Source organism: Pseudomonas migulae (genome assembly GCF_024169315.1).
GTDB classification, from domain to species: Bacteria; Pseudomonadota; Gammaproteobacteria; order Pseudomonadales; family Pseudomonadaceae; genus Aquipseudomonas; species Aquipseudomonas migulae_B.
In genome coordinates this window covers 6,033,351-6,051,860 of the sequence record NZ_JALJWR010000001.1, presented here as the reverse complement: position 1 = coordinate 6,051,860, position 18,510 = coordinate 6,033,351, and the positions used below count along the sequence as shown (strand labels likewise).

The following is an 18,510-nucleotide window of genomic DNA, read 5'->3' as shown; positions in this document are numbered from 1 at the left end:
AAGTCCTTATTCAATCAGTTGAGCGTCTTTGAGCGCGCCGATGGCCGTCAGCCAGCGCGGGTCTTGACGGTATTCGGTGCTGGCGTACGACTGGCCGCGCATACGCGCAATGCGCTCGGACGGCTTGACCTTCAATCGCTGGGCGGCGCTCAAGGCGAGTTCAGCCGCAGCGCGGTCGTTGCACACCAGCCCCATGTCACAACCGGCAGACAGGGCGGCTTCGATCCGGCTGGCGGCATCGCCGACCACATGAGCGCCGGCCATCGACAGGTCATCGCTGAAGATCACGCCATCGAATTGCAGCTCGCCGCGCAGGATGTCCTGCAACCAGCGGCGGGAGAAACCGGCGGGCTGGGAATCGACTTGTGGATAAATCACGTGGGCCGGCATGACCGCAGCCAATTGCTTGCTCAACCGGGCAAACGGCACCAGGTCATTGGCGCGGATCTCGTCGAGACTGCGTTCGTCATTCGGGATCGCGACGTGGGAGTCCGCCTCGGCCCAGCCGTGGCCGGGGAAGTGCTTGCCGGTGGCGGCCATTCCCGCGCTGTTCATCCCCCGGATAAATGCACCCGCCAGCAGCGCCGCGCGTTCCGGGTCACCTTCGAACGAACGGGTGCCAACCACGGCGCTGCGCTGGTAATCCAGATCCAGAACCGGGGCGAAGCTCAGGTCGAGTCCGACGGCCAACACTTCGGTGGCCATGATCCAGCCGCACTGTTCGGCCAGGTATTCGGCATTCGGATTGTCAGCGATGGCGCGCATGGCTGGCAGTCGCACAAAGCCCTGACGCAAGCGCTGCACGCGGCCGCCCTCCTGGTCCACTGCCAGCAGCAGATCGGGGCGAATGGCGCGGATCGCGGCGCTCAATTCGCGCACCTGGCGCGGGTGTTCGATGTTGCGGGCAAAAATGATCAGGCCGCCCACTTCGGGCTGACGCAACAATTGGCGATCTTCGGCCGTCAGCCAGGTACCGGCGACGTCCACCATCAACGAGCCTTGCAGGCCAGCAGTCATAGAGATTCCTTGATAACGATAAACCCGGCTCGCACGCATTCGCCGCCGCGGGCTGTGCCCGGCAGGTCGGCGATAAAAATGGGGAGCGGGTTCAGAACGAGAGTCGGCATGGGCGGCTAGCTTAGCGGATGTCAGCTGCCGCGCCCACCCGTGCGCGGTTAAACCTTGGCGGCAACCTGTGTCGATTTGCTGCGCGGACGCAACTGCGCGGTGGCCATGGCCGTGTCGGTCACGCCGGTTTCGGCACGCATGCCCGCTGCCAGGAACGGCACCATCAGACGCATCACCTGCTCGATGGAGGTGTTGACGCCGAAATCGGTTTCGGCAATCGCGCGCAAGGCCTTGATACCGGACATGCTGAACGCCGCGGCACCGAGCATGAAGTGCACGCGCCAGAACAGTTCGATCGGCGGAATGCGCGGCGCAGCTTCGTTGACCAGCGTCATGTAGCGGCGGAATACCTTGCCGTACATGTCTTCGAGATACCGACGCAAGTGACCCTGGCTCTGGCTGAATGCCAGGCCCAGCAAGCGCATGAAGATGGAGAGATCGTTGCCGCTGCGTGGCTGCACCACGAGGGCCTGCTCGACGAGAATTTCCAGCAGTTCTTCAAGTGTCGGCTTGTTCTCGGGCTTGGCCTGGCGCCGCTCCAGCTCTTTATCGAGGCTCAGGCAGAACGGTCCGAGAAAGCGCGAGAAGACGGCCTGGATCAGCGCCTTCTTCGAGCCGAAGTGATAGTTCACAGCCGCCAGATTGACCCCGGCCTTGCTGGTGATCAAACGCAGTGAGGTTTCAGCAAAACCTTTTTCCGCGAACAACTGTTCTGCAGCATCGAGAATGCGTTCAACGGTTTCCGACTGGGCCATGGCTACTCCGCCTGACAAACACTTGTTTGAAACATACGTTTCAGCCCAGGCCTTGTCAAGCCTGGCGGTTCGTTTCGGGAATGGTCAGTCAGCTATTTAACCATACATCTGCGCCGTGTTAATCAGCACGCTGATTGACCGTCTGGCGGCCGGCAAAAAAAGGGGCATTGCCAAGATGCTTTCACTGTATATAATCCCAGTCACTGTATAAAAAGACAGAGCGATCAATATGCTAAAGCTGACGCCACGCCAAGCCGAGATTCTGGCCTTCATCAAACGCTGCCTGGAAGACAATGGCTACCCGCCGACCCGCGCGGAAATCGCTCAGGAACTGGGTTTCAAGTCGCCCAACGCGGCAGAAGAACATCTCAAGGCACTGGCCCGCAAAGGCGCCATCGAGATGACACCAGGCGCTTCCCGCGGCATCCGCATCCCCGGCTTCGAAGCCAAGGCCGACGAGTCCACCCTGCCCATCATTGGCCGAGTCGCTGCCGGTGCGCCGATCCTTGCCCAGCAGCACATCGAAGAGTCCTGCAATATCAATCCTGCGTTCTTCCATCCTCGCGCCGACTATTTACTGCGCGTGCATGGCATGAGCATGAAGGACGTGGGCATCTTCGACGGTGACTTGCTGGCCGTCCATACCACCCGCGAAGCCCGCAACGGCCAGATCGTGGTGGCGCGTATCGGCGACGAAGTGACGGTCAAGCGCTTCAAGCGCGACGGCAGCAAAGTCTGGCTGATTGCCGAAAACCCTGAATTCGCCCCTATCGAAGTGAACCTGAAAGATCAGGAACTGGTGATCGAAGGCTTGAGTGTCGGCGTCATTCGCCGCTAAAGGAGGCTTTATGCAGTTCCCACACACATCACAGCAAGCCCAACTGCCGTTGTTCGAGGCTTTCATGGTGCAGCCAATGGCGCCGATTCTGAAAGACGTGGTCGAGTCGCCCTGGAGCGCCGAACCTGAAGTTTTCAGTGAGCTGTCACTGCGTGGTGCGGCCGGGAACTGCCTGAGCCTTCTGGCACCGATCCTCAGAGAGCTGAGCGAGGATCAGGATGCGCGCTGGCTGACGCTGATCGCCCCGCCCGCCAGCCTTACGCAAACCTGGCTGCGAGACGCCGGCCTGAATCGTGAGCGCATTCTGTTGCTGCAACCGCGCGGCACCCAGAGCGCACAACAGCTGACCTGCGAAGCCTTGCGTCTGGGTCGCAGCCACACCGTCGTCAGTTGGCTCAACCCTCTGAGCACAACGTCACGGCAACAGTTGATCAGCGCCGCCCGGACCGGGGACGCACAAAGCCTGAATATTCGACTGGGCTGAACGAAAAGTGCGCTGAACAACGCGAGGCTTCTCCAGGGATAGAGAAGCCGATCAATAGCGGTATCGGTTAAATGCGACGAACGGGGATCAATGAAGGACCCGAGCACTCTCATCGGTATTGAAATCGCCTTCAACCAGGCGACCGGCCATCTGAACACCCACGCTCAACATCGCCTTGGCGACTTCCACGTGCTGGCCTTGCAGGAACGCCTTGGCATCCTCGGAGAAATCCAAAGTAACCAGAGAACCCTCGTCCTCAGCCCTGCGCAGCTCGATTCGGCCGTCTGGTAACTCGACAATTTCTAGAAAGGACGTTGGCATAAAGGTCTGTTCTCCACGAAAGGCGGGGATTATATAGGCATCGGCCAGGCTTCGCTCGGGATCTTGACCAGATGCCGCTACGAAGAGAAATTTCTGACAGCACGCTCATCCCTGAACGGACGGTCTCTCGCAACCGTCCGTCAAACACTAATCCTTCAGCACTCGTTCAAGCCTTCGCGAAACCGGATCGCCAGACCTTTGAGGTTCTGACGCCAACTCTCCAGTTCTTCCCGGCTCAGCTCTTCGGGCGCGTTCTCTTCATCCAGGTTAACGGCCAGGATCAACGGCTGTGTCACGTCGCCCTTGGGTTTGTGCGGTGCGCGAGGCGGCTGAAACAGTGCCGCATGCGCCGACAGCAGCTTGGCCAGCCAGGTTTCCGGGTTCTGCGCCAGTTCGACCATCTCGGCCATTTCAGGAATGGCGATCGCCTCCAGCACTTCCCGGGTCAGCAGCATTTCTGCGCGAGGCGCATTGGCCTGCGGCAGGCGATAGAAGCCGGCGATTTCATGGCAAAGCCCCAACAGCGCACCGTACAGGTGAAACAACGCCGATTCGCGACCGGCCTGAATCAGCGCCAGGGAGTTCATCGCCCGCCCCTCTTCGGCCTTCGCGAGCGCTTCAAGCGACAGGCCGGCGAAATAAATCTTCTGGTTGGTACGGGTATAGAGTTCGTGGGCCATGACGGCAGCCTCCACAACGAAGTAATGCTTCACGCAGGTCAGACAGTGTCGTGGATCACCCAAGCTCACCGCAAGCCCAAAACAAAAAGGCCGCATGAAAACCCGAGGGTCATCATGCGGCCTTTTTGTATCAACGTCTTTTAAGCTTTGGCTGCTGGACGCTTGTCTTCAACAGTCCACTTGCCACCGTCGTAGTACGCCTTCCACCCGGTCGGCTTACCGTCGACTTCGGTCTGAACGTACTGCTCTTTGGTTTTGCGGCTGTAACGGATCACCGCCGGGAGGCCGTCCGGATCTTTCTTCGGCGCTTCACAGAGGAAATGATACTTCGGATCGATCTCATCCTTGTGCGGCACGATTTCCATGACCAGCGGAGCACGGGTCTCGCGGTTTTTCGGGAATTGGCTGGCCGCCAGGAACAGGCCGGACGCACCGTCGCGCAGGATGTAGGTGTCGTTGACCTTTTCGCATTTCAGCTCAGGCATCTTCACCGGATCCATCTTCGGCGGCGCCGCATCACCGCTTTTCAGCAGCTTGCGAGTGTTCTTGCAGGTTGGGTTGGTGCAACCGAAGAACTTGCCGAAACGACCGGTCTTGAGCTGCATCTCGCTGCCACACTTGTCGCATTCCAGGCTCGGACCTTCATAGCCCTTGATGCGATAGGTGCCCTCTTCGATTTCGTAGCCGTCGCAATCCGGGTTGTTGCCGCAGATGTGCAGCTTGCGCTTCTCGTCGAGCAGGTAAGCGTCCATCGCGGTGCTGCAGATCGGGCAACGATGCTTGCCACGCAGAACCAGCGACTCCGATTCACCTTCGTCGTCAGCCGCGATTTCGTCGCCCGGCACCAGGTTGACGGTGGCCTTGCAGCGCTCTTTCGGCGGCAGGCTGTAACCCGAGCAACCGAGGAATACGCCGGTCGATGCGGTACGAATCTGCATCGGACGACCGCACACCACGCACGGAATGTCAGTCATCACCGGTTGGTTGGCGCGCATGCCGCCTTCGGCGCTTTCGGCTACTTCGAGCTTCTTCTTGAAGTCACCGTAGAACTCGTCGAGCACGTTTTTCCAGTCGCGTTCGCCCTGGGCCACGTCATCGAGGTTCTCTTCCATGCCGGCGGTGAAGCCGTAGTCCATGAGATTCGAGAAGCTTTCCGCCAGACGCTCGGTAACGATGTCGCCCATCTTTTCCGAATAGAAACGACGGTTGTGCAGCGCTACGTAGCCGCGATCCTGGATGGTGGAAATGATCGCCGCGTAGGTCGAAGGACGACCGATACCGCGTTTTTCCATTTCCTTGACCAGGCTCGCTTCCGAGTAACGCGCCGGCGGCTTGGTGAAGTGCTGGGTCGGATCAAGCTTGATCAGCTTCATCGCATCGCCCTGGGCCATGTCCGGCAGCACGTCGTCATCGCCTGGCTTGGCGATTTGCGGCATGACACGGGTGTAACCGTCGAACTTCAGGATGCGGCCCTTGGCACGCAGCTCGAAATCGCCGGCACCGACGGTGACCGTGGTCGACAGGTATTGGGCCGGCAGCATCTGGCAAGCGAGGAACTGGCGCCAGATCAGCTCGTAGAGCCGCTCTGCATCACGTTCCATGCCCGACAGCTTGCTTGGCTCGGTGTTGGCGTCGGACGGACGAATCGCTTCGTGAGCCTCTTGTGCGCCTTCCTTGCTGCTGTAGACGTTCGGGGTTTCCGGCAGGTATTTCTTGCCAAATTCGCCTTCAATATAAGTACGCGCCATCGTCACGGCATCGGCCGAGAGGTTGGTGGAGTCGGTACGCATATAGGTGATGTAACCGGCTTCGTACAAACGCTGGGCCATCATCATGGTTTTCTTCACCCCGAAGCCCAGGCGGTTGCTCGCAGCCTGTTGCAGGGTGGATGTGATGAATGGCGCGGACGGCTTGCTGCTGGTCGGTTTGTCTTCGCGTTTGACGATGCTGTAGCTGGAAGCCTTGAGCTTCTCCAGCGCGGCCATGGCCTGGGCTTCGTTCAACGGTTTGAAGGCTTCGCCCTTCTCGCGGGCCACGTCGAAGCGCACGGTGGCGCCCTTCGCGGTGCCGAGGTCGGCGTGGACTTCCCAGTACTCTTCCGGGTTGAACGCACGGATTTCGCGTTCACGCTCGACCACCAGCTTCACGGCAACCGATTGCACGCGACCGGCGGACAGGCCACGGGCGATCTTGGCCCACAGCAGTGGCGAAACCATGTAACCCACCACGCGGTCGAGGAAACGACGCGCCTGCTGGGCGTTAACACGATCGATGTCCAGCTCGCCCGGCCTGGAGAAGGCTTCCTGAATCGCCTTCTTGGTGATTTCGTTGAACACCACGCGCTTGTAGCGGCTGTCGTCACCACCGATGGCTTCGCGCAGGTGCCAGGCAATGGCTTCCCCCTCGCGATCCAAGTCGGTTGCGAGATAGATGGTGTCAGCATCCTTGGCGAGCCGGCGCAGCTCTTCGATGACCTTTTCCTTGCCCGGGAGGATCTCGTACTTGGCTTTCCAGCCATGATCGGGATCGACACCCATGCGCGAGACCAGCTGCTTGCGCGCTTTCTCTTTCGGCGTGAGCACCGGACCTTCACCCGCGGCGGCCTTGCCGCGCTTGGCGGCTGGCTCTTTGCTGGCGCTAGCCGAACCGCTGGTGGGCAGGTCTCGGATATGGCCGATACTCGACTTCACCACGTATTGGTTACCCAGATACTTGTTGATGGTCTTGGCCTTAGCCGGGGATTCCACAATGACCAGCGATTTGCCCATGGATCAGAAAATTCCTGAATTCTAGAAGTGAAAGGCGGTTGGCGCCTGACGCGGCACCGCTATATATAGTGGCTACAAGGTGAGGTCAAGCGCAGGGTTTTGCGCGCACTCCGCTTATGGCTTCGAAAAAAGGCTCGGTTCGGCTTGCACCAAAGCAAAGCGTGGCACCTGTTCGCCGTCAACCTCGACCGACTCCAGGAACATGCTCAAGGGACGCACCCAAAAGCCGTAATCGCCATACAGGGCTTGGTAGAAGACCACTTCTTCTTCGGTTTCCGAATGCCGCGCAATACTGAATACGCGGTACTGCGGACCTTTGTAATGTTGGTAGAGCCCAGGTTGTATCGGCATGGTTTGGCCCTCACTCAAATCTTTTCAAAATAAAAACAAAAATAAATCCGGAAAAACAAAAACCGGGGCACTTGGCCCCGGCTTCCATCAACGAAACGCTTAGACGCGTTCGAAGACGGTGGAGATGCCTTGGCCGAGACCAATGCACATGGTAGCTACCCCGAAGGTGCCGCCATTTTGCTTCATCACGTTCAGCAGGGTGCCGGAAATACGCGCACCGGAGCAACCAAACGGGTGACCCAGGGCGATCGCGCCGCCGTGCAGGTTAACCTTCTCGTTCATCTTGTCGAGCACTTTCAGATCTTTCAGCACTGGCAGGGCCTGTGCGGCGAAAGCTTCGTTGAGCTCGAAGAAGTCGATATCGTTGATGCCAAGGCCCGCGCGCTTCAGTGCTTTCTGTGTGGCCGGTACTGGACCATAGCCCATGATCGCCGGATCCACACCTGCCACTGCCATCGAGCGAATCACCGCCAGAGGCTGAATGCCCAGGTCTTGCGCACGCTGCGCCGACATCACGATCATGCACGAAGCACCGTCGGTGATCTGCGACGAAGTACCCGCTGTCACGGTGCCGCCCTTCGGATTGAACGCTGGCTTCAGAGCCGCCAGGCTTTCCAGGGTGGTTTCCGGACGAATGGTTTCGTCATAGTCGAACAGTTTCAGGAAACCGTTCTCGTCGTAGCCCTGCATCGGGATGATTTCGTCTTTGAACTTGCCTTCCACGGTCGCCTTGTGGGCGAGTTGGTGGGAGCGCACGCCGAAAGCGTCCTGTTGTTCGCGAGTGATGCCGTGCATTTTGCCCAGCATTTCAGCGGTCAGGCCCATCATGCCCGAGGCTTTCGCCGCGTACAGCGACATGTGCGGGTTCGGATCGACACCGTGCATCATGCTCACGTGGCCCATGTGCTCGACGCCGCCGACAACGAACACGTCACCGTTGCCGGTCATGATCGCTTGCGCGGCAGTGTGCAGCGCGCTCATCGACGAACCACACAGACGGCTGACGGTCTGGCCGGCAGCAGTGTGCGGGATCTGAGTCATCAGGGACGCCATGCGGGCGATGTTCCAGCCCTGCTCCAGGGTCTGGTTCACACAGCCCCAGATCACGTCTTCGACTTCGTTCGGGTCGACCTTGACGTTGCGTTCCAGCAATTTGCTGATCAGGTGCGCCGACATGTCTTCGGCGCGGGTGTTGCGGTGCATGCCGCCCTTGGAGCGGCCCATCGGAGTACGACCGAAGTCGACAATCACGACGTCTCTAGGATTCAAGCTCATATATTCACTCTCACTCTAGTTGGGGGCGCTTAACCGAAGAAGCTCTGGCCGTTCTTGGCCATTTCGCGCAGCTTCGCGGTCGGGTGGTACAGCGCGCCCAAATCAGCGTACTGGTCAGCCAGGGCAACGAACTCTGCCACACCGATCGAATCGATGTAACGCAGCGCACCGCCACGGAATGGAGGGAAACCAATACCGTAGACCAGACCCATGTCGGCTTCGGCAGCGGTTTCGACGATGCCGTCTTCCAGGCAACGCACGGTTTCCAGGCACAGCGGGATCATCATCCAGTTGATGATGTCTTCGTCAGTGACTTCGCGCTGTTCGAAAACGATCGGCTTGAGCACTTCCAGCACCGACGGATCGGCGACTTTCTTCTGCTTGCCCTTCTTGTCGGTCTCGTAGGCGTAGAAGCCCTTGCCGTTCTTCTGGCCCAGGCGCTTGGCTTCGTAAAGCACGTCGACAGCCGAACGACGGTCGTCTTTCATGCGGTCCGGGAAGCCTTCAGCCATCACATCACGACCGTGGTGGCCGGTGTCGATGCCGACCACGTCCATCAGGTACGCCGGGCCCATCGGCCAGCCGAATTTTTCCATGACCTTGTCGATACGGACGAAGTCCACACCGGCGCTGACCAGCTTGGCGAAACCGCCGAAGTACGGGAACAGTACGCGGTTGACCAGGAAGCCCGGGCAGTCGTTGACGACGATCGGGTTCTTGCCCATTTTCTTGGCGTAGGCAACGGTGGTGGCAACGGCCAGCTCGCTGGACTTCTCGCCACGAATCACTTCCACCAGCGGCATCATGTGCACCGGGTTGAAGAAGTGCATGCCGACGAAGTTTTCCGGACGCTTGAGGGCCTTGGCCAACAAGGTGATGGAAATGGTCGAGGTGTTGGACGCGAGGATGGTGTCCTCTTTGACCTTGTCTTCGACTTCGGCCAGAACGGCTTGCTTGACCTTCGGGTTCTCGACGACCGCTTCGACGACCAGATCCACGTGACCGAAGTCGCCATAGGACAGGGTCGGACGAATGCCGTTGAGGACTTCAGCCATTTTGGCTGCGGTCATGCGACCCTTATCAACGCGGCTCACCAGCAGCTTGGCGGCTTCAGCCAGGCCTTGCTCGATGCCGTGCTCGTTGATGTCCTTCATCAGGATCGGCGTACCTTTGGAGGCCGACTGATAAGCGATACCGCCACCCATGATGCCGGCGCCCAATACGGCAGCCTGCTTCACGTCCTTGGCGATTTCGTCGTAGGCCTTGGCCTTTTTCTTCAATTCCTGATCGTTCAGGAACAGACCGATCAAGCTCTGCGCGGCAGAGGTCTTGGCCAGTTTGACGAAACCGGCGGCTTCGACTTCCAGCGCTTTGTCGCGACCGAAGTTCGCGGCTTTCTGGATGGTCTTGATCGCTTCGACCGGTGCCGGGTAGTTCGGGCCCGCTTGACCGGCCACGAAACCTTTGGCGGTTTCGAACGACATCATCTGCTCGATGGCGTTGAGCTTGAGTTTTTCCAGCTTTGGCTGACGCTTGGCTCTGTAATCGAATTCGCCGGAGATGGCGCCTTTGATCAGGTTCAATGCTGCTTCTGCCAGCTTCTCGGGAGCAACCACTGCATCGACAGCGCCGACTTTCAGCGCGTCTTCAGCACGGTTTTCCTTGCCCGCGGCAATCCACTCGATGGCGTTGTCGGCACCGATGATGCGCGGCAGGCGCACGGTACCGCCGAAGCCCGGGTAGATGCCCAGCTTGACTTCCGGCAGGCCGATTTTCGCGGTAGCGGACATGACGCGGAAGTCCGCTGCCAGGCACATTTCCAGGCCGCCACCCAGGGCGATGCCGTTGATCGCGGCGACAGTCGGGACGTTGAGGTCTTCGAAATCGCTGAAAATCCTGTTGGCTTCGAGGTTGCCAGCAACAAGCTCTGCATCAGGCAGCTTGAAGTTCTCGACGAATTCGGTGATGTCGGCGCCGACGATGAACACGTCCTTGCCGCTGCTGACGATCACACCCTTGATCGAAGCATCTGCCTTGATGGTGTCTACGGCCTGACGCAGTTCGTTCAGGGTTAGACGGTTGAACTTGTTGACGGACTCACCCTTGAGGTCGAATTTCAATTCGACGATGCCACTTTCAAGAGCCTTAACCGTGATGGCTTTACCTTCGTAAATCATCAACTGATCTCCACGATATGGAAGCTGAACAGTACACGTCGGACGCAGGCGAATGGCTCGGCAGGACGTTTAACGTCGATGCTACGCCAATCCACCCGGCACACCCGCCAACGCGATAGTCGGGATTCTGTAGGAGCGGTCTGCAATGCAAACGCTCAATTCATACGCCCGTTTGATTTGGGTACGCCACCTTCACGGAATTTCCGGCAATTGTCAATCGCCCAAAATACGGGTTGAAACGCGACTTTCCGGTCATTTCCGTACCACGAGTACCTGCAACACGCGGATGCATGTGAGGCCATTCATAGAATCAATAGTTAGAAAAGTCGCCCTAATTCGCGGCAGCCTTTGTTTAACGGGCTACGCTGGGCGGGAGATTGAGGAAAAAATTTGAACGCGTCGGCGAATGCCCGGCGTAAGATCAGCCCACAGCGAATTACCGGCCTGCCTGGCCAACTCCAGCCCGATGATGGATGTCGGGCTTTTTATTGCCTGGAAACAACAGTAGGAGCGAGGCTTGCCCGCGAAAGCGATGTGTCAGGCAGGACGCCTTCGCGGGCAAGCCTCGCTCCTACAAGGGATCGGGTTTCAAGCGAGTGCTTTGAGGGTGGCATCGATTTGTTGCAAAACCGCCGCTTCGCCCTTCTCGCCCCAATACAACGTGATCATCTGCTTGTCGGCTTCGACCTTGTAGACGTTGGCCGGCAATTTTTCGAAATGATTGAGCAGCGCTTGATCCTCGCAGACCTCCTGCCACTGATTCACCCACACGCCTGGCGACTTCTGCCAGTAACTCCAGCACGCCGGCTGATTGCCGCGACGCGGTCGATGGTACTGCGCGCAGGGGCTCGGCGGCTCCTGGCTCAGCCAGTGCGGCCACTCCTGAGGCGCCAGTTGCATGGCCAGCCCGATGCGCCGCGCCTCCATGCGCAGGGCCATGCGGCCGCTCTGACCACGGGACGGTCGCAGCCATGCCAGCGGGCTCAGCACCACCAACAGGATTGACACCACTATCCAGACCGTCATATCTGTACTCCCGATTCTTGATGGGCGCTTTGAGTCACTTTGAAAACAATGCGCTTGAAACCAGCCATACTTACCAATATTGCATCCTCAGGAGGAGCACCTCATGCCCTACAACCACATTCTGGTCGCTGTAGACCTGACCGAAGAGTGCGACCCTGTCATTCACCGTGCTCGCGAGTTGTCAGTGAGCAATGGCGCGAAGTTGTCCCTGGTGCACATTGTCGAACCCATGGCCATGGCTTTCGGGGGTGACGTGCCGATGGACCTGTCACAACTGCAACAACAGCAGTTCGACCAGGCCAAGGAGCGACTGGACCGATTGATCGTGAAGTACCCTGAACTCTCCAAGGAATACAGCCACCTGACCTACGGCCAGCCGCGCCAGGAGATTCATCACCTGGCCAAGGAACAAACCTGCGACCTGATCGTGGTGGGCAGTCATGGCCGGCACGGTCTGGCGCTATTGCTGGGATCCACCGCCAACGACGTGCTGCATGGCGCGCCTTGCGATGTACTTGCAGTGCGCCTGCAAAACAAAAGCTGACAATACGGACCAGTATGGGAGCGGCGGTGCGACGATTCGACTTGCTCGCGAAAGCGGTATATCAGCCGACTTCAATGTTGATTGATACACCGCTTTCGCGAGCAAGCCCGCTCCCACATTTTGATCTGTGCCAGCCTGCCAACTGTATTCCATACGAAAAGCCCGGCGCTCATCACTGAACGCCGGGCTTTTTTATTGCAGGATCAATCAGGCGTCCAGCTCGGCCCAACGCTCGACCATGACGTCGAGTTCAGCCTGCAACTGCTCCAACTGAGCGATCACCGCGGCGGTTTCGGCAGCAGGACGCTGATAGAAGCCGGCATCGGCCATCTGGGCCTCGACGACTGCGATCTGCTGTTCCATGGCTTCGATCTGCGCCGGCAACATTTCCAGCTCACGCTGCAATTTGTAGCTGAGTTTTTTCTTCGTCACTGGGGCTTCGACCACTGCCGCCACGGGTGCAGCCTCAGCCGTCACGACCGCCGACGTCAGGTCGGCCTTGCCGGACTTGCTCTCGGTCACGCCCAGCAGGCGCGGCGAACCGCCCTGACGCAGCCAGTCCTGATAACCACCGACGTATTCGCGAACCTTGCCCTCACCTTCGAAGACCAGCGTGCTGGTGACCACGTTGTCGAGGAATGCCCGGTCGTGGCTGACCATCAGTACGGTGCCGTTGAAGGTCAGCAAGACCTCTTCCAGCAGTTCGAGTGTTTCCACGTCGAGGTCGTTGGTCGGCTCGTCGAGGACCAGCAGGTTCGCCGGCTTGCTGAACAGTTTCGCCAGCAACAGACGCGCACGCTCACCACCCGACAGCGCCTTGACCGGCGTGCGGGCACGCTGCGGGCTGAACAGGAAGTCGCCGAGGTAGCTCAACACGTGACGGCTCTGACCATCGATATCGATGAAGTCGCGACCTTCGGCCACGTTGTCGATCACGGTCTTTTCCAGGTCCAGCTGATGACGCAACTGGTCGAAGTACGCCACGTCGATGCGCGTGCCCTCTTCCACTGTGCCGCTGGTTGGCTGCAGACCGCTGAGCATCAGCTTCAGCAGTGTGGTCTTGCCGGTACCGTTGGCGCCGAGCAGACCGATACGGTCGCCGCGCGTCAGGACCATCGAGAAATCCTTGATCAGGAACGGGCCGCCCGGGTGAGCGAAACTCACGTTCTCGAGGACCATCACCTGTTTGCCGGACTTGTCAGCGGTATCCAGCTGAATGTTGGCCTTGCCGGTGCGCTCACGACGCTCGCTACGCTCGACGCGCAGGGCTTTCAGTGCACGCACGCGGCCTTCGTTACGGGTGCGACGGGCCTTGATGCCCTGACGGATCCAGACTTCTTCCTGGGCCAGCTTCTTGTCGAACAGCGCGTTGGCGGTTTCTTCAGCCGCCAGCGAGGCTTCCTTGTGCACGAGGAAACTGGCGTAGTCGCCGTTCCAGTCGATCAGGCCGCCGCGATCCAGTTCGAGGATGCGGGTCGCGAGGTTCTGCAGGAAGGAACGGTCGTGCGTGATGAACAGCACGGCGCCCTGGAAATCCTTCAGCGCTTCTTCGAGCCAGGCAATTGCACCGATGTCCAGGTGGTTGGTCGGTTCGTCGAGCAGCAGCAGATCCGGCTCGGACACCAGCGCCTGCGCCAGCAGGACGCGGCGACGCCAGCCGCCGGACAATTCGGCAAGAGTCTTGTCGGCCGGCAACTGCAGGCGGCTCAACGTGCTGTCGACCAGTTGCTGCAAGCGCCAGCCGTCACGGGCTTCGAGGTCGTGCTGGACGTGCATCAGTTTGTCCAGGTCAGCGTCGGTGACGATGTTCTGGCTCAGGTGGTGATACTGCGCGAGCAGTTCGCCGACACCGTCCAGGCCTTCAGCAACCACGTCGAACACGGTCCGCTCGTCGGCTACCGGCAATTCTTGCGGCAATTCGCCAATCTTGAGGCCGGGTGCGCGCCAAACGGAGCCTTCGTCGGCCTTCTGGTCGCCCTTGACGAGCTTCATCATGCTGGACTTGCCAGTGCCATTGCGGCCGATGATGCACACCCGCTCACCACGGGCGATCTGCCAGGACACCTTGTCCAACAACGGCATAGCGCCGAAAGCAAGGGACACATCGCTGAATTTGAGCAGGGTCATGAGCTTCTCCAAAAACCGGGCGCGCATTCTACCTGACTTGAGGCTTCAGAAGGCCGGCAATTTCACCTTCACGGCACTCTGCATGACAAATGTTGCGAACTGATGCTGACAGACCTGCAAAGCTTTCGCCCGCTACTGGCAAAAGGCTAAGCTACAGATTATTCAGTGCGGCCCAAGCCTGCACTTGTCATGATTTCTCTGCCCGGACGTCTCATGCGCAGTCGCCTTTTCAGTCTTTTATCCTGTTTTCTTCTTACTGCCACTGCCGTTCAAACCGCCCAGGCCGTGGACCTGTCCACCCAGCGCCAGTATTACGATGAAGCCAAGCGAGCGCTGGCCAAGGGCGATACCGGCCCTTATTTCCGTTACAGCCAGGCACTCAGCGACTACCCGCTGGAGCCGTACCTGGCCTACGACGAACTGACCGCGCGCCTGAAAACCGCGAGCAACGCCGAGATCGAGAAATTTCTCGCCGAACACGGTGACCTGCCGCAAGCCAACTGGATGAAGTTGCGCTGGTTGCGCTGGCTGGCCGACCGTGGCGACTGGGCGACCTTCGTCAAGTACTACGACCCCAAGCTGAATTTCACCGAACTGGACTGCCTGAACGCGCAGTACCAGATCGGGCACAACCAGAAATCCGAAGGCTACGCCAACGCGAACAAACTCTGGCTGACCGGTAAATCCCTGCCTGCCGCGTGCGACGGCCTGTTTGGCGCCTGGGCGGCTGAAGGCCAACTGACCGAACAGAAACGCTGGGAGCGCGCGAAGCTTGCCGCCCAGGCGCGCAACTATCCGCTGGCCAACAGCCTGGTCAACGGCCTGACCACCCTCGCCCCGCGCGGTCGCTTGCTGGTGGATGTGGCGCAGAAACCTGAACTGCTCAATCAACCGTCGCGCTTCACCCCGGCCGATGAACCAATGTCCGACATCGTCAGCCTCGGCCTGCGCCGCCTGGCCAAGCAAGACCCGGATAAGGCGATGGAATTGCTCGACGGTTATGCCAGCAGCATGCATTTCTCCCGTGATGAAAAAGTCGCGATCGCCCGGGAAATCGGGCTGACCCTCGCCAAACGTTTCGACGGCCGGGCGCTGGACGTGATGACCAAGTACGACCCGGAATTGCGCGACAACACGGTGTCCGAATGGCGCTTGCGTCTGCTGTTGCGCCTGGCCCGCTGGGACGATGCCTATCAGTTGACCCGCCGCTTGCCACAGGATCTGGCGACCACCAACCGCTGGCGCTACTGGCAGGCCCGCAGCCTGGAACTGGCGCAACCGCAGAACCCGGAAGCGCAGACGCTTTACAAAGGCCTCGCCCGTGAGCGTGATTTCTACGGCTTCCTCGCCGCTGATCGCTCGCAGCTGCCGTACTCGCTGAATAACAAGCCGCTGGTGCTTAGCCAGGCGCTGATCAACAAAGTGCGCAACACGCCGGGTGTACGTCGCGCCCTGGAATTCCACGCACGCGGGCAGATCGTTGACGGTCGTCGCGAGTGGTATCACGTCAGCCGCCACTTCAACCGCGATGAAATGGTCGCCCAGGCGAAACTGGCCTACGACCTGAAATGGTATTTCCCGGCGATCCGCACCATCAGTCAGGCGCAGTACTGGGACGACCTGGACATCCGCTTCCCGATGGCCCACCGCGAAACCCTGGTGCGCGAAGCCAAGGTCCGTGGCCTGCACTCGAGCTGGGTATTCGCCATCACCCGCCAGGAAAGCGCCTTCATGGACGACGCCCGCTCCGGCGTCGGCGCCAGCGGCCTGATGCAACTGATGCCCGGCACCGCCAAGGAAACCGCGCGCAAGTTCAGCATTCCCCTGGCCTCGCCGCAGCAGGTGTTCGATCCGGACAAGAACATCCAGCTCGGTGCCGCTTACCTGAGCCAGGTTCACAGTCAGTTCAACGGCAACCGGGTCCTCGCGTCAGCCGCCTACAACGCCGGCCCGGGTCGCGTGCGTCAGTGGCTGCGCGGCGCGGATCACCTGAGTTTCGACGTCTGGGTGGAAAGCATCCCGTTCGACGAAACCCGCCAGTACGTGCAGAACGTGCTGTCGTACTCGGTGATCTACGGCCAGAAGCTCAACTCGCCACAGCCGTTGGTGGATTGGCATGAGCGGTATTTTGATGATCAATGAGCCTGCTTTGAAGCACTGAAAAAAATGCCCGCATCGATTGATGTGGGCATTTTTTTTGGTGCTCTACTTGATCGGTTACCTAGTCGGTTACCTGGTCGGTCGGGGCATGGCGCCCATCACTAAACTGCAACGCCGCCAGCCGCGCGTACAGCGCATTGCTCGCAATCAACTCCTGATGCGTCCCCACCGCCACCAGTTTTCCCTGGTCCATCACGGCAATCCGGTCGGCGTTTTTCACCGTGGCCAGGCGGTGGGCGATGACCAGGGTGGTGCGGTTTTTCATCAGGCTGGGCAAGGCTTGCTGGATCAGGTGCTCGCTTTGGGCATCGAGGGCGCTGGTGGCTTCGTCGAGCAGCAGGATGGGCGCGTCCACCAGCAGCGCGCGGGCGATGGCCAGGCGTTGGCGCTGGCCGCCGGACAAACCGAGGCCGGCGTCACCCAGATGAGTCTGGTAACCGCGGGGCATCGCCTCGATAAAGTCATGGGCGTAAGCGATTTTCGCCGCTTCCTGAACCTGTTCCAGCGTCGCCGTCGGGTTGCCGTAGCGGATGTTCTCTTCGATGCTGCCGAAGAACAGCGCCGGGGATTGGGAGACCAGGGCGAAGCAGCGGCGCAAGTCCAACGGATCGAGCTGAGTCAGCGGCACGCCGTCGAGCAGAATGCGGCCTTCGGCCGGGTCGTAAAAACGCAGCAGCAAGTCATACACCGTCGACTTGCCCGCGCCGGAAGGTCCGACCAGCGCCAGGGTTTCGCCGGCCCTGATAGTCAGGTTCAAGCCATCGATGGCATAGCTTTCAGGACGCGACGGGTAGGAAAAACGCACGTCTTGCAGCACCAGATTCCCCGTCACCCGCTCCGGCAATGTCACCAGCCCCGTGGACGGTGGCTGAATGATGTTTTCCGAACGCAGCAACTCGGCAATCCGCTCCGCGGCCCCGGCGGCGCGCTGCAACTCGCCGATCACTTCGCTCAGCGTGCCGAACGCGCTGCCGACGATCAGGCTGTAGAACACAAACGCCGCCAGTTCACCGGCGGAGATCCGCCCCGCCATCACGTCCATGCCGCCGACCCACAGCATCACGCCGACCGCGCCCAGCACCAGCACGATCACCAGGGTAATCAGCCAGGCACGCTGGAAAATGCGCTTGCGGGCGGTGTTGAACGCCTCCTCCACGGTCACGGCAAATCGCTGTTCATCCTGGACCTGATGGTTGTAGGCCTGCACGGTTTTGATCTGACCGAGGGTTTCCGACACGTAGCTGCCAATGTCGGCAATCCGGTCCTGGCTCAGGCGCGACAGGCTGCGCACCCGTCGGCCGAAAATCAGGATCGGAGCAATCACCAGCGGCAATGCCACAACGACAATGCTGGTGAGTTTGGGATTGGTGATAAACAGCAACACAATCCCGCCGATCACCATCAGCAGATTGCGCAAAAACAGTGACAGCGAAGAGCCGATCACCGATTGCAGCAACGTGGTGTCGGCGGTCAGCCGCGACTGGATCTCGGAGCTGCGGTTGTCTTCGTAAAACCCCGGATGCAGGTAAACCAGATGATTGAACACCTGCCGGCGGATGTCGGCCACCACGCGCTCGCCGATCCACGACACCAGGTAAAAACGCGCAAAGGTGCCGAGCGCCAGACCCAGCACCAACAGCATGAACAGGCCAATGGTCTGGTTGAGCAAGTGCGGTGACTGGGTCATGAAACCCTGATCCACCAACAGCCGGATCCCCTGCCCCATGGACAAGGTGATGCCCGCCGTGACAATCAGTGCCAGCAAGGCACCCAAGGCCTGCCAGCGATAGGGCACAAGGAAACGACTGGCCAGGCGAATCGCGCGACGGTGACGGGCAGATAGCATCGGGGTTTTCCATTTCACAAGTTAAGGGCC

15 protein-coding genes are annotated in these 18,510 nt (G+C 59.8%); 4 read left to right on the top strand and 11 right to left on the bottom strand.

Annotated elements, in window-relative coordinates; translation table 11 throughout:
• Positions 1-6: 6 nt before the first annotated feature.
• Positions 7-1,005 (bottom strand): beta-N-acetylhexosaminidase, encoded by a 999-nt coding sequence (gene nagZ, locus J2Y86_RS27815; protein WP_253440467.1) that lies wholly within the window; start codon positions 1,003-1,005, stop codon positions 7-9.
• 170 nt (positions 1,006-1,175) lie between these two features.
• Complete coding sequence (psrA, locus tag J2Y86_RS27810) at positions 1,176-1,883, bottom strand: transcriptional regulator PsrA (protein WP_017337563.1); 708 nt, start codon at positions 1,881-1,883, stop codon at positions 1,176-1,178.
• A 229-nt stretch (positions 1,884-2,112) separates the two neighbouring features.
• Between psrA and lexA the strand changes: the two genes are divergently transcribed.
• Both lexA and sulA read left to right on the top strand, forming a co-directional pair.
• The gene (lexA, locus tag J2Y86_RS27805; RefSeq protein WP_007944149.1) at positions 2,113-2,721 is read left to right on the top strand and encodes a transcriptional repressor LexA; all 609 of its coding nucleotides are present in this window, start codon (positions 2,113-2,115) and stop codon (positions 2,719-2,721) included.
• Between the two features lie 10 nt (positions 2,722-2,731).
• Complete coding sequence (gene sulA, locus J2Y86_RS27800; protein ID WP_008028477.1) at positions 2,732-3,205, top strand: SOS-induced cell division inhibitor SulA; 474 nt, start codon at positions 2,732-2,734, stop codon at positions 3,203-3,205.
• Positions 3,206-3,292: 87 nt separating this feature from the next.
• On the opposite strand, the gene J2Y86_RS27795 is transcribed toward sulA, so the two are convergent.
• The 7 genes from J2Y86_RS27795 to J2Y86_RS27765 all read right to left on the bottom strand — a co-directional run bounded on the left by J2Y86_RS27795 (position 3,293) and on the right by J2Y86_RS27765 (position 11,803).
• Positions 3,293-3,526 carry a hypothetical protein gene (locus J2Y86_RS27795; protein ID WP_214381987.1) on the bottom strand — a complete coding sequence of 78 codons (234 nt, stop codon included), beginning with the start codon at positions 3,524-3,526 and terminating at the stop codon, positions 3,293-3,295.
• A 155-nt stretch (positions 3,527-3,681) separates the two neighbouring features.
• Positions 3,682-4,206: a DUF6586 family protein gene (locus J2Y86_RS27790; RefSeq protein ID WP_253439109.1), complete on the bottom strand. Its 525-nt coding sequence runs from the start codon at positions 4,204-4,206 to the stop codon at positions 3,682-3,684.
• 140 nt (positions 4,207-4,346) lie between these two features.
• Positions 4,347-6,974 (bottom strand): type I DNA topoisomerase, encoded by a 2,628-nt coding sequence (topA, locus tag J2Y86_RS27785; RefSeq protein ID WP_253439106.1) that lies wholly within the window; start codon positions 6,972-6,974, stop codon positions 4,347-4,349.
• Between the two features lie 114 nt (positions 6,975-7,088).
• Complete coding sequence (locus J2Y86_RS27780) at positions 7,089-7,325, bottom strand: DUF1653 domain-containing protein (RefSeq protein WP_046047845.1); 237 nt, start codon at positions 7,323-7,325, stop codon at positions 7,089-7,091.
• 99 nt (positions 7,326-7,424) lie between these two features.
• Positions 7,425-8,600, bottom strand: a complete 1,176-nt coding sequence (gene fadA / locus J2Y86_RS27775; protein ID WP_008028488.1) for an acetyl-CoA C-acyltransferase FadA — start codon at positions 8,598-8,600, stop codon at positions 7,425-7,427.
• A 29-nt stretch (positions 8,601-8,629) separates the two neighbouring features.
• On the bottom strand, positions 8,630-10,777 hold the full coding sequence (gene fadB / locus J2Y86_RS27770) for a fatty acid oxidation complex subunit alpha FadB (RefSeq protein ID WP_253439103.1): 2,148 nt from the start codon (positions 10,775-10,777) through the stop codon (positions 8,630-8,632).
• A gap of 588 nt (positions 10,778-11,365) precedes the next feature.
• A complete protein-coding gene (locus J2Y86_RS27765; protein ID WP_253439100.1) occupies positions 11,366-11,803 on the bottom strand; it encodes a hypothetical protein in 438 nt (145 codons plus the stop codon).
• A gap of 103 nt (positions 11,804-11,906) precedes the next feature.
• Here J2Y86_RS27765 and J2Y86_RS27760 point away from each other — a divergent pair, with 103 nt between their 5' ends.
• On the top strand, positions 11,907-12,347 hold the full coding sequence (locus J2Y86_RS27760; protein ID WP_008028495.1) for a universal stress protein: 441 nt from the start codon (positions 11,907-11,909) through the stop codon (positions 12,345-12,347).
• 207 nt (positions 12,348-12,554) lie between these two features.
• On the opposite strand, the gene J2Y86_RS27755 is transcribed toward J2Y86_RS27760, so the two are convergent.
• Positions 12,555-14,474 carry an ATP-binding cassette domain-containing protein gene (locus J2Y86_RS27755; protein WP_253439097.1) on the bottom strand — a complete coding sequence of 640 codons (1,920 nt, stop codon included), beginning with the start codon at positions 14,472-14,474 and terminating at the stop codon, positions 12,555-12,557.
• A 213-nt stretch (positions 14,475-14,687) separates the two neighbouring features.
• Here J2Y86_RS27755 and J2Y86_RS27750 point away from each other — a divergent pair, with 213 nt between their 5' ends.
• On the top strand, positions 14,688-16,616 hold the full coding sequence (locus J2Y86_RS27750; protein ID WP_253439094.1) for a transglycosylase SLT domain-containing protein: 1,929 nt from the start codon (positions 14,688-14,690) through the stop codon (positions 16,614-16,616).
• Between the two features lie 79 nt (positions 16,617-16,695).
• Here the strand turns inward: J2Y86_RS27750 and J2Y86_RS27745 are convergent, their stop codons facing one another.
• Positions 16,696-18,480: an ABC transporter transmembrane domain-containing protein gene (locus J2Y86_RS27745; protein ID WP_253439091.1), complete on the bottom strand. Its 1,785-nt coding sequence runs from the start codon at positions 18,478-18,480 to the stop codon at positions 16,696-16,698.
• Positions 18,481-18,510 lie beyond the last annotated feature (30 nt).